Origin of the sequence: Pseudomonas brassicae, from assembly GCF_010671725.1 — a bacterium.
GTDB classification, from domain to species: domain Bacteria; phylum Pseudomonadota; class Gammaproteobacteria; order Pseudomonadales; family Pseudomonadaceae; genus Aquipseudomonas; species Aquipseudomonas brassicae.
Genome location: NZ_JAAHBU010000209.1, coordinates 1 through 9492 on the forward strand (window position 1 = coordinate 1; position 9492 = coordinate 9492).

The 9492-nt window shown below is 64.6% G+C and carries 8 protein-coding genes and 2 pseudogenes; all 10 read left to right on the plus strand.

Annotated elements, in window-relative coordinates; all coding sequences use genetic code 11:
- On the plus strand, positions 1 to 226 hold a 226-nt coding region (locus tag G3436_RS15280), incomplete at its 5' end, for a 30S ribosomal protein S6 (protein ID WP_420801216.1).
- Between the two features lie 28 nt (positions 227 to 254).
- The gene (gene rpsR, locus G3436_RS15285) at positions 255 to 485 is read left to right on the plus strand and encodes a 30S ribosomal protein S18 (protein WP_003171373.1); all 231 of its coding nucleotides are present in this window, start codon (positions 255 to 257) and stop codon (positions 483 to 485) included.
- A 36-nt stretch (positions 486 to 521) separates the two neighbouring features.
- Positions 522 to 1412, plus strand: coding sequence for a hypothetical protein (locus G3436_RS15290; RefSeq protein ID WP_163946418.1), 891 nt, complete (start codon positions 522 to 524; stop codon positions 1410 to 1412).
- A 21-nt stretch (positions 1413 to 1433) separates the two neighbouring features.
- On the plus strand, positions 1434 to 1880 hold the full coding sequence (rplI, locus tag G3436_RS15295; protein ID WP_163946422.1) for a 50S ribosomal protein L9: 447 nt from the start codon (positions 1434 to 1436) through the stop codon (positions 1878 to 1880).
- Between the two features lie 110 nt (positions 1881 to 1990).
- Positions 1991 to 3388 carry a replicative DNA helicase gene (gene dnaB, locus G3436_RS15300; RefSeq protein ID WP_163946425.1) on the plus strand — a complete coding sequence of 466 codons (1398 nt, stop codon included), beginning with the start codon at positions 1991 to 1993 and terminating at the stop codon, positions 3386 to 3388.
- Positions 3389 to 3579: 191 nt separating this feature from the next.
- Complete coding sequence (locus G3436_RS29215; RefSeq protein ID WP_243667165.1) at positions 3580 to 4341, plus strand: hypothetical protein; 762 nt, start codon at positions 3580 to 3582, stop codon at positions 4339 to 4341.
- A pseudogene (locus G3436_RS29220) lies at positions 4338 to 5791 on the plus strand (YgiQ family radical SAM protein). The gene G3436_RS29215 and the pseudogene G3436_RS29220 overlap by 4 nt, the downstream one beginning before the upstream one ends.
- A gap of 303 nt (positions 5792 to 6094) precedes the next feature.
- Positions 6095 to 8565: pseudogene (locus tag G3436_RS15310) on the plus strand (circularly permuted type 2 ATP-grasp protein).
- A complete protein-coding gene (locus G3436_RS28310) occupies positions 8565 to 8975 on the plus strand; it encodes a transglutaminase N-terminal domain-containing protein (RefSeq protein WP_279538649.1) in 411 nt (136 codons plus the stop codon). The pseudogene G3436_RS15310 and the gene G3436_RS28310 overlap by 1 nt, the downstream one beginning before the upstream one ends.
- A gap of 90 nt (positions 8976 to 9065) precedes the next feature.
- A complete protein-coding gene (locus G3436_RS28315; RefSeq protein ID WP_279538650.1) occupies positions 9066 to 9464 on the plus strand; it encodes a transglutaminase-like domain-containing protein in 399 nt (132 codons plus the stop codon).
- Positions 9465 to 9492 lie beyond the last annotated feature (28 nt).

A 9492-nucleotide genomic window follows, 5' to 3' on the forward strand; every position in this document is an offset into this window, starting at 1 on the left:
CGGCAAGGCCCTGGCCGAGCTGGAAGACAACTTCCGCTACAACGATGCCGTGATCCGTAACCTGGTCATCCGTCGCGACGAAGCCGTTACCGGCCAGTCCGAGATGCTCAAGGCTGAAGAAAACCGCAGTGAGCGCCGTGAGCGTCGCGACCGTCCTGAGCATGCTGACAGCGCCGATGGCGACGACAGCAATGACAGCGACAACAGCGATAACGCTGACGAGTAATCCACGGACCTTTTGAGGAGCCTATTACATGGCACGTTTCTTCCGTCGTCGTAAATTCTGCCGCTTCACTGCTGAAGAAGTGAAAGAGATCGATTACAAAGATCTCAACACCCTGAAAGCTTATGTATCCGAAACCGGCAAGATCGTTCCAAGCCGTATCACCGGTACCAAAGCTCGTTATCAGCGTCAGCTGGCTACCGCTATCAAGCGCGCCCGCTTCCTGGCCCTGCTGGCCTACACCGACAGCCACGGCCGCTGAGACCGGGTCGTCGACAGGTAGCAAGGGATAAAGTGCATGCGAGCGTTAGCTGATTTCATCATGCGCGGTCGCGTGCAGGCCACGCTGGTAGTGGTCGGTTGTGCGGCAATGCCGCTGCTGTTCTGGTTGAGTGCCGCCGCTGGCAGCCTTGTGCTGCTGCGGCGTGGTTTCAAGGACGCCTTCGGGATCCTCGCCTGGGCATTGTTGCCCGCGCTGGTCTGGTGGTTCTTCGGTGAGCCGCGCACCTTGATGGTGTTGCTGGGCACCTTTGGTCTGGCTGCGTTGTTACGCGCCGGGCAGTCCTGGAACCGGGTGCTGTTGTTCAGCATCGCCTGGGGCCTGGTGTACGGGGTTGTTCTGGGTTCGGTGTTCCGCGAACCGATCGATGCATTGGCGCAGGCGCTTGAAAAAGCCCTGCCGCAGATGCTCGACGGGCTCTACCAGCAGATGTCGGTAGAAGAGCGGGCCCGCCTGGGCAGCGTCATTGCACCGGTGCTTACCGGCCTGATTGCGGCGTTGCTGCAAGCTGTCAGTCTGCTGGCCCTGATGCTGGGTCGCTACTGGCAGGCCGCGTTGTATAACCCGGGAGGCTTTGGCAGCGAATTTCGCGCCACAAGGCTGCCGCTGGTGCCGGCGTTGTTGTTGCTGGTGTGCATGCTGGTGGCGCCGAATTTCGGTACCGAACTGGCCATGCTGACACCGTTGTGCAGCGTACCGCTGGTATTCGCCGGGCTGGCCCTGATGCATGGGCTGGTGGCGCAAAAGCGACTGGCCAAGTTCTGGCTGGTGGGGATGTACGTAACGCTGGTGCTGTTCATGCAGCTGATTTATCCGTTGCTCGTGGTTCTGGCCATTGTCGACAGCCTGATTGATTTTCGCGGTCGTTCTGCATCCAAGGGTGCCGATGACGCGAACGGTGAAGGTTAAAAGTTAAGAGGTTTATACCTAATGGAACTGATCCTGCTGGAAAAAGTCGCCAACCTGGGCAACCTGGGCGACAAGGTAAACGTTAAGGCCGGTTACGGCCGTAACTACCTGCTGCCATTCGGCAAAGCTACCGCTGCGACCGCTGCCAACCTGGCTGCGTTCGAAGAGCGTCGTGCCGAGCTGGAAAAACTGGCTGCAGACAAGAAAGCTTCGGCTGAAACCCGCGCTGCCCAACTGGCCGAGCTGGAAGTGACCATCACTGCCACCGCCGGTGACGAAGGCAAGCTGTTCGGTTCGATCGGCACCCACGACATCGCTGACGCCCTGACCGCCTCCGGCGTTGAAGTGGCCAAGTCTGAAGTGCGTCTGCCGAACGGCACCATCCGTAACGTTGGCGAATTCGACGTAGCCGTGCACCTGCACAGCGACGTAGAAGCCACCGTACGTGTGGTTGTTGTCGCAGCCTAAGCTGGACTAATCGACTGGCACCCCGTGTGCCAGCCGGTTAACATCGGGCACGATCCTGCTTTGCAGGTCGTGCCCTTTGTCTTTTTCAACACCCTGATTTCCAAGTGGCCATGAACGAGATATCCGCCCCCGAGCAATATGATCTGCAAACCGCTGCCCTGAAGGTGCCGCCGCATTCCATCGAGGCCGAGCAGGCCGTGCTCGGTGGCCTGATGCTGGATAACAGCGCCTGGGAGCGAGTGCTCGATCAAGTCTCCGATGGCGACTTCTACCGGCATGACCACCGTCTGATCTTCCGCGCCATCCACAAGCTCGCCGACCTCAACACCCCGTTCGACGTGGTGACGTTGCACGAGCAGCTCGACAAGGAAGGCCAGAGCTCGCAGATCGGCGGCCTCGGCTACCTGGGCGAGCTGGCCAAGAACACCCCGTCGGTGGCCAACATCAAGGCCTATGCGCAGATCATTCGCGAGCGCGCCACGTTGCGCCAGCTGATCAGCATCAGCAGCGAGATCGCCGACAGCGCGTTCAACCCGCAAGGGCGCAACGCCGCCGAGATCCTCGACGAGGCCGAGCGGCAGATCTTCCAGATCGCCGAAGCGCGGCCCAAGACCGGCGGCCCGGTGGGGGTCAACGAACTGCTGACCAAGGCCATCGACCGTATCGACACGCTGTTCAACTCCGACAGCGCGATCACCGGTATTTCCACCGGCTACACCGACCTCGACGAGAAGACCAGCGGCCTGCAACCGGCCGACCTGATCATCGTTGCCGGTCGCCCGTCGATGGGCAAGACCACCTTCGCCATGAACCTGGTGGAGAACGCCGTACTGCGCAGCGACAAGGCCGTGCTGGTGTACTCGCTGGAGATGCCAGGCGAATCGCTGATCATGCGTATGCTGTCGTCGCTGGGGCGCATCGACCAGACCAAGGTGCGTTCCGGCCAGCTGGACGACGATGACTGGCCGCGCCTGACCTCGGCGGTCAACCTGCTCAACGACCGCAAGCTGTTCATCGACGATACCGCCGGCATCAGCCCGTCGGAGATGCGTGCGCGCACCCGGCGCCTGGTACGTGAACATGGCGAGATCGCCATGATCATGATCGACTACCTGCAGTTGATGCAGATCCCGGGTTCCAGTGGTGACAATCGCACCAACGAGATTTCCGAGATCTCGCGCTCGCTCAAGGCGCTGGCCAAGGAATTCAACTGCCCGGTGATCGCCCTGTCGCAGCTCAACCGCTCCCTCGAACAACGCCCCAACAAGCGCCCGGTGAACTCCGACTTGCGTGAATCGGGTGCAATCGAGCAGGACGCCGACGTGATCATGTTCGTGTACCGCGACGAGGTGTATCACCCCGAGACCGAGCACAAGGGCATTGCCGAGATCATCATCGGCAAGCAGCGTAACGGCCCGATCGGCTTTATCCGCCTGGCGTTCATCGGCAAGTACACACGCTTCGAGAACCTGGCCCCGGGCAGCTACAACTTCGACGACGACGAATAAGGCGCAGATGGCCAATTCCGACTGCTGACGTCGGAATTGGTCAAAATTTGTGCTATATTCCGCGCCCGCGATTTCCCTGATACCAAGAACCGGTCACTGACATGCAAGCAGCCAAACCACTTTTCGACTATCCCAAGTACTGGGCCGAATGCTTCGGGCCAGCGCCATTCCTGCCCATGAGCAGGGAGGAGATGGATCAGCTCGGCTGGGATTCCTGCGACATCATCATCGTGACCGGCGATGCCTACGTCGACCATCCGTCGTTCGGCATGGCGATCATCGGCCGCCTGCTCGAAGCCCAGGGCTTTCGCGTCGGCATCATTGCCCAGCCCAACTGGCAGAGCAAAGACGACTTCATGAAGCTGGGCGAGCCGAACCTGTTCTTCGGCGTCGCAGCGGGCAACATGGACTCGATGATCAACCGCTACACCGCCGACAAGAAGACCCGCTCGGACGACGCCTACACCCCCGGCGGCCTGGCCGGCAAGCGCCCTGACCGCGCCAGCCTGGTCTACAGCCAGCGCTGCAAGGAAGCCTACAGGCACGTGCCGATCGTGCTCGGCGGCATCGAGGCATCGTTGCGCCGCATCGCGCACTACGACTACTGGCAGGACAAGGTTCGCCACTCGATCCTGATCGACGCCTGCGCCGACATCCTGCTGTACGGCAACGCCGAACGCGCGATCGTCGAAGTCGCCCAGCGCCTGTCCTATGGTCAGAAGCTCGAAGACATCACCGACATCCGCGGCACCGCGTTCATTCGCCGTGACACGCCACAGGCTGGTACGAGGTGGACTCCACGCGTATCGACCGTCCGGGCAAGATCGACAAGATCATCAACCCGTACGTCAACACCCAGGACACCCAGGCCTGCGCCATCGAGCAGGAAAAGGGCCCGGTCGACGACCCGAGCGAAGCCAAGGTCGTGCAGATCCTGGCCAGCCCGCGCATGACCCGCGACAAGACCGTGATCCGCCTGCCTTCCTACGAGAAGGTGCGCAGCGACGCGGTGCTGTATGCCCACGCCAACCGCGTGCTGCACCTGGAAACCAACCCGGGCAACGCCCGTGCGCTGGTGCAGCGCCATGGCGAGGTGGACGTGTGGTTCAACCCGCCGCCCATCCCGATGACCACCGAAGAGATGGACTACGTGTTCGGCATGCCTTATGCGCGCGTGCCGCACCCGGCGTACGGCAAGGAGAAGATCCCGGCCTACGACATGATCCGCTTCTCGGTGAACATCATGCGTGGCTGCTTTGGCGGCTGCACCTTCTGCTCGATCACCGAGCACGAAGGCCGCATCATCCAGAACCGTTCCCACGACTCGATCATTCGCGAGATCGAAGAAATTCGCGACAAGGTGCCCGGTTTTACCGGGGTCATCTCCGACCTCGGCGGGCCGACCGCGAACATGTACCGCATTGCCTGCAAGAGCCCGGAGATCGAGTCTGCGTGCCGCAAGCCGTCGTGCGTGTTCCCGGGCATCTGCCCCAACCTGAACACCGACCACTCGGCGCTGATCCAGCTGTACCGCAGTGCGCGTGAGCTGCCGGGGGTGAAGAAGATCCTGATCGCCTCGGGCCTGCGTTACGACCTGGCGGTAGAGTCGCCCGAGTACGTCAAGGAGCTGGTCACCCACCACGTCGGTGGCTACCTCAAGATCGCCCCGGAGCACACCGAGGAAGGCCCGCTGAACCAGATGATGAAGCCTGGTATCGGCAGCTACGACCGCTTCAAGCGCATGTTCGAGAAGTACTCCAAGGAGGCGGGCAAGGAACAGTACCTGATCCCGTACTTCATCGCGGCGCACCCGGGCACCACCGACGAAGACATGATGAACCTGGCGCTGTGGCTCAAGGGCAACGGTTTCCGTGCCGACCAGGTGCAGGCGTTCTACCCGTCGCCGATGGCGTCGGCCACCGCCATGTACCACTCGGGCAAGAACCCGTTGCGCAAGGTCACCTACAAGAGCGATGCGGTGACCATCGTCAAGAGCGAAGAGCAGCGCGCCTGCACAAGGCGTTCCTGCGCTACCACGACCCGAAGGGCTGGCCGATGCTGCGTGAAGCGCTGCAGCGCATGGGCCGCGCCGACCTGATCGGGCCGGCCAAGCACCAGTTGATCCCGCTGCACCAGCCGGCGACCGACAGCTACCAGAGTGCGCGGCGCAAGAACTCGACGCCGGCCGGCAGCCACAAGGTGGCCAAGGAACAGAAGATCCTGACCCAGCACACCGGCTTGCCGCCGCGTGCCAGCGATGGTGCCAAGCCGTGGGACAAGCGCGAACAGGCCAAGGCCGCGGCGTTTGCCAAGAACCAGGAAGCGGCCAAGGCGCGCAAGGACGCGGCCAAGGGCGGCAAAGGCAAGGGCAAGAAGACCCGCGAGCCGGTGTTGCCACGCTGACACCGCGTCGCGGCCTTCGCTGGCAAGCCAGCTCCCACAGGTACAGTGCAGGTCCATAGACTACCGATAACCCTGTGGGAGCCGGCAAGCCAGCTCCCACAGGCACGGTGCAGATCCATAGACTACCGATAACCCTGTGGGAGCGGGCAAGCCAGTTCCCATAGGCACGGTGCAGATCCATGGACCACCGATAACCCTGTGGGAGCTGGCTTGCCAGCGAAGAGGCCCACACGGCCACATCCATCCTTCACTCGGCCCTCGCCACACGCTACCCTGCATCACCCGCCATCCCCGAGCACGCCCATGGCTGACCCGCTGGCCTCACCCAACCCTGCCACCTACCACGAAATGTTCGCGGCAGACGGCAGCGTGCGCCCGCACTGGCAGCGCCTGCATGACGCACTGCAGCGCAGCGGCCCGGCGCAGTTGGCCCAGCGCCAGGCGCTGCTGACCCGTCACCTGCAGGAAAACGGCGTCACCTACAACATCTATGCCGACCCCGAGGGCACCGATCGCCCCTGGGAGCTGGACCTGCTGCCGCAACTGATCCCGGCGCCGGAGTGGCAACAGCTGGCTACCGGCATCGCCCAGCGCGCGCACCTGCTCAATGCGGTGCTGGCCGACATCTACGGCCCGCAACAGCTGATCGCCGAAGGCCTGCTGCCCGCCGAGCTGGTCTATGGGCACAACAACTTCCTGTGGCCCTGCCAGGGCATCAGCGTGCCTGGCGGGACCTTCCTGCACCTGTACGCGGTCGATCTGGCGCGCGGGCCCGATGGCCGCTGGTGGGTTACCGCCGACCGTACCCAGGCGCCCACCGGGGCCGGCTATGCGCTGGAAAACCGCACCTTGGTGACCCGCACGCTGCCCGACCTCTACCGCGACCTGCAAGTGCAGCACCTGGCGGGCTTTTTCCGCAGCCTGCAGCACAGCCTGCAGCGCCTGGCGCCCAGCGGGCAGGAGCCGCCACTGGTAGTGGTGCTGACGCCGGGGCGCTTCAACGAGAGCTACTTCGAACACCTGTTCCTCGCCCGCCAGCTCGGCTACCCGCTGGTCGAGGGCAGCGATCTGACCGTGCGCGACGCCACGGTGTACCTCAAGACGCTGGGCGGGCTGCGCCGGGTTCACGCGATCATGCGACGCCTGGACGACGACTTCTGCGACCCGCTGGAGCTGCGTACCGACTCGGCGCTCGGCGTGCCCGGGCTGCTCGATGCGGTGCGCCAGGGCCGTGTGCTGGTGGCCAACGCGCTGGGCAGCGGCGTGCTGGAGTCGCCCGGCCTGCTGGGCTTTCTGCCGGCGATCAACCAGCGCCTGTTTGGCGAAGAGCTGAGCCTGCGTCGATTGCCACCTGGTGGTGCGGCGAGCCGCCAGCACTGGCCCAGGCCCTGGAAAAACTGCCAGAGTTGCTGATCAAGCCGGCGTTCCCCTCGCAGAGTTTCGCCCCATTGTTCGGTCGCGAGCTGGACGCTGCGGCGCGCCAGGCCCTGGCCGAACGTATCCGCGCGCGGCCCTATGCCTATGTCGCACAGCAACTGGCGCAGCTGTCCCAGGCGCCGGTGTGGCAGGGCCAGTTGCAGGCGCGCCCGATTGGCATGCGGGTGTATGCAGTGGCCACAGCCGATGGCTACCGGGTGCTGCCCGGTGGCCTGACCCGCGTGGCCGCGCTGGCCGACGCCGAGGTGGTGTCGATGCAGCGCGGCGGGGCCAGCAAGGACACCTGGGTGCTGGGTGACGCTGCGCCGGCCGGCGAGCAATGGCAGGCCAGCCGCAGCCTTGGGGTCGCCGACCTGGTGCGTCAGGACCCGTACCTGCCGTCGCGGGTGGTGGAAAACCTGTTCTGGTTCGGGCGCTACTGCGAGCGCTGCGACACCAGTGCGCGCTTGCTGCGGGTGCTGCTCAGCCGCTACCTGGACGGTGATCATCCCTCGACCTGGCAGGCGGCAGTGGCCCTGGCCGAAGAGCTGGAACTGCTGCCGCCGCAGGGCACCCTGGCCGAGCGCCTGCGCGCTGCACTGCTGGCCCCGGACTGGGTGTTCAGCCTGCGCGCCAACCTGCAGCGCCTGCAATGGACCGCTGCCCAGGTGCGCGGCAAGCTCTCGCGGGAGAACTGGCAGGCGCTGGTGGAGCTGCAGCGCGAGGCCCAGGCACTGGACGCAGAAGCGGCCGACCTGGGCGAGCTGCTGGATTTCCTGAACCGCCTGGTGATGTCGCTGGCAGCGCTGTCGGGCTTTGCCCTGGACGACATGACCCGCGACGAAGGCTGGCGCTTCTTGATGATCGGGCGGCGCATCGAGCGCCTGCAGGCGCTGAGCCTGAGCCTGGCGAGCTTTCTGCGCGGCCCAGGGGCCTTCGATCAGGCCGGGCTGCAATGGTTGCTGGAGCTGGGCAACAGCAGCATCACCTACCGTTCGCGCTACCTGGCGGTGGCGCAGTTGATCCCGGTGCTCGACCTGCTCCTGCTCGACCCGCAGAACCCGCATGCGGTGCTGTTCCAGCTCAAGTTGCTGGTACGCTCGCTGGAGCGCTGCAGCAAGGAGTTCGGCAGCCCGCGTGATCCGGCGCTGGGCTTGCTGGCCGAGCGGCTGCAGCATTTCGAGCTGGCCAGCCTGGAGCATCCGCTGTTCGGCAATGCCAGCGTGCGTGCGGTGCTCGATGGCCTGGCCGGCTTGCTCGAAGACGTTGCGCAGGCCAGCCTGCAGGCGTCCGAGCGTTTGGCCCTGCGTCACTTCGTGCATGTGGACGACGTGAGCCAGCAGACGGTGTCGGCCTGATGAGTGCGCGCTACCAGGTGTTGCACGATACCCACTACCGCTACGACAGCCCGGTGTCGCTGGCCCAGCAGTTGGTGCACCTGTGGCCACGGGCGTGTGCCTGGCAGCGCTGCGAAGACCAGCAGTTGCAGGTCGATCCGCTACCCACGCGGCGGCGTGACGAATTCGACGGCTTCGGCAACCCGCTCACGCGCCTGGCGCTGGAGCGTCCACATGACCAGTTGCGCGTGGTTACCCGGGTGCAGGTCGAAGTGCTGGCGCGGCCGTTGCCCGAGCTGGGCGCCTCGCTGCCCTGGGAGCAGGCGCGCCAGGCGCTGGCGTATTCTGGCAAGCGCTGGCGGCGGGCACGCTGGATGCCTGTCGCTTTCGTTTCGAATCGCCCTACGTGCGTCTCAAGCAGCGCTTCGTGAGCTTTGCCGAGCCGTGCTTCACGCCGGGGCGACCCTTGCTGCTGGGTGTGCAGGCCTTGATGCAGAAGATCTTCAGCGAGTTCACCTTCGATGCCGGCGCACCCAGGTCGCACGCCGCTGGTGGAGGTGCTGGAGCGCCGCCGCGGGGTGTGCCAGGACTTTGCCCACCTGATGCTGGCCTGCCTGCGTTCGCGCGGGCTGGCGGCGCGGTACGTGAGTGGCTACCTGCTGACCCGCCCGCCGCCCGGGCAGGCTCGGCTGATCGGCGCCGATGCGTCGCATGCGTGGGTGTCGGTGTACTGCCCGGTGCAGGGCTGGGTGGATTTCGACCCTACCAACAATATGCTGCCGGCGCTGGAGCACATCACCTTGGCGTGGGGGCGGGACTTTTCCGATGTGTCGCCGTTGCGCGGGGTGATCCTGGGCGGCGGCAGCCATGACCCGCAGGTGCAGGTGACGGTGTTGCCGCTGGATGAAGGCCAGGTCTGACTCCGCACCGGGCCCTTCGCTGGCAAGC

Coding starts and splice junctions, on each gene's coding strand:
- G3436_RS29215 (WP_243667165.1), top strand. CDS start 3,580: ATGGATCAGCTCGGCTGGGATTCCTGCGACATCATCATCGTGACCGGC.
- rplI (WP_163946422.1), top strand. CDS start 1,434: ATGGAACTGATCCTGCTGGAAAAAGTCGCCAACCTGGGCAACCTGGGC.
- G3436_RS15290 (WP_163946418.1), top strand. CDS start 522: ATGCGAGCGTTAGCTGATTTCATCATGCGCGGTCGCGTGCAGGCCACG.
- G3436_RS28310 (WP_279538649.1), top strand. CDS start 8,565: ATGAGTGCGCGCTACCAGGTGTTGCACGATACCCACTACCGCTACGAC.
- rpsR (WP_003171373.1), top strand. CDS start 255: ATGGCACGTTTCTTCCGTCGTCGTAAATTCTGCCGCTTCACTGCTGAA.
- G3436_RS28315 (WP_279538650.1), top strand. CDS start 9,066: ATGCCGGCGCACCCAGGTCGCACGCCGCTGGTGGAGGTGCTGGAGCGC.
- dnaB (WP_163946425.1), top strand. CDS start 1,991: ATGAACGAGATATCCGCCCCCGAGCAATATGATCTGCAAACCGCTGCC.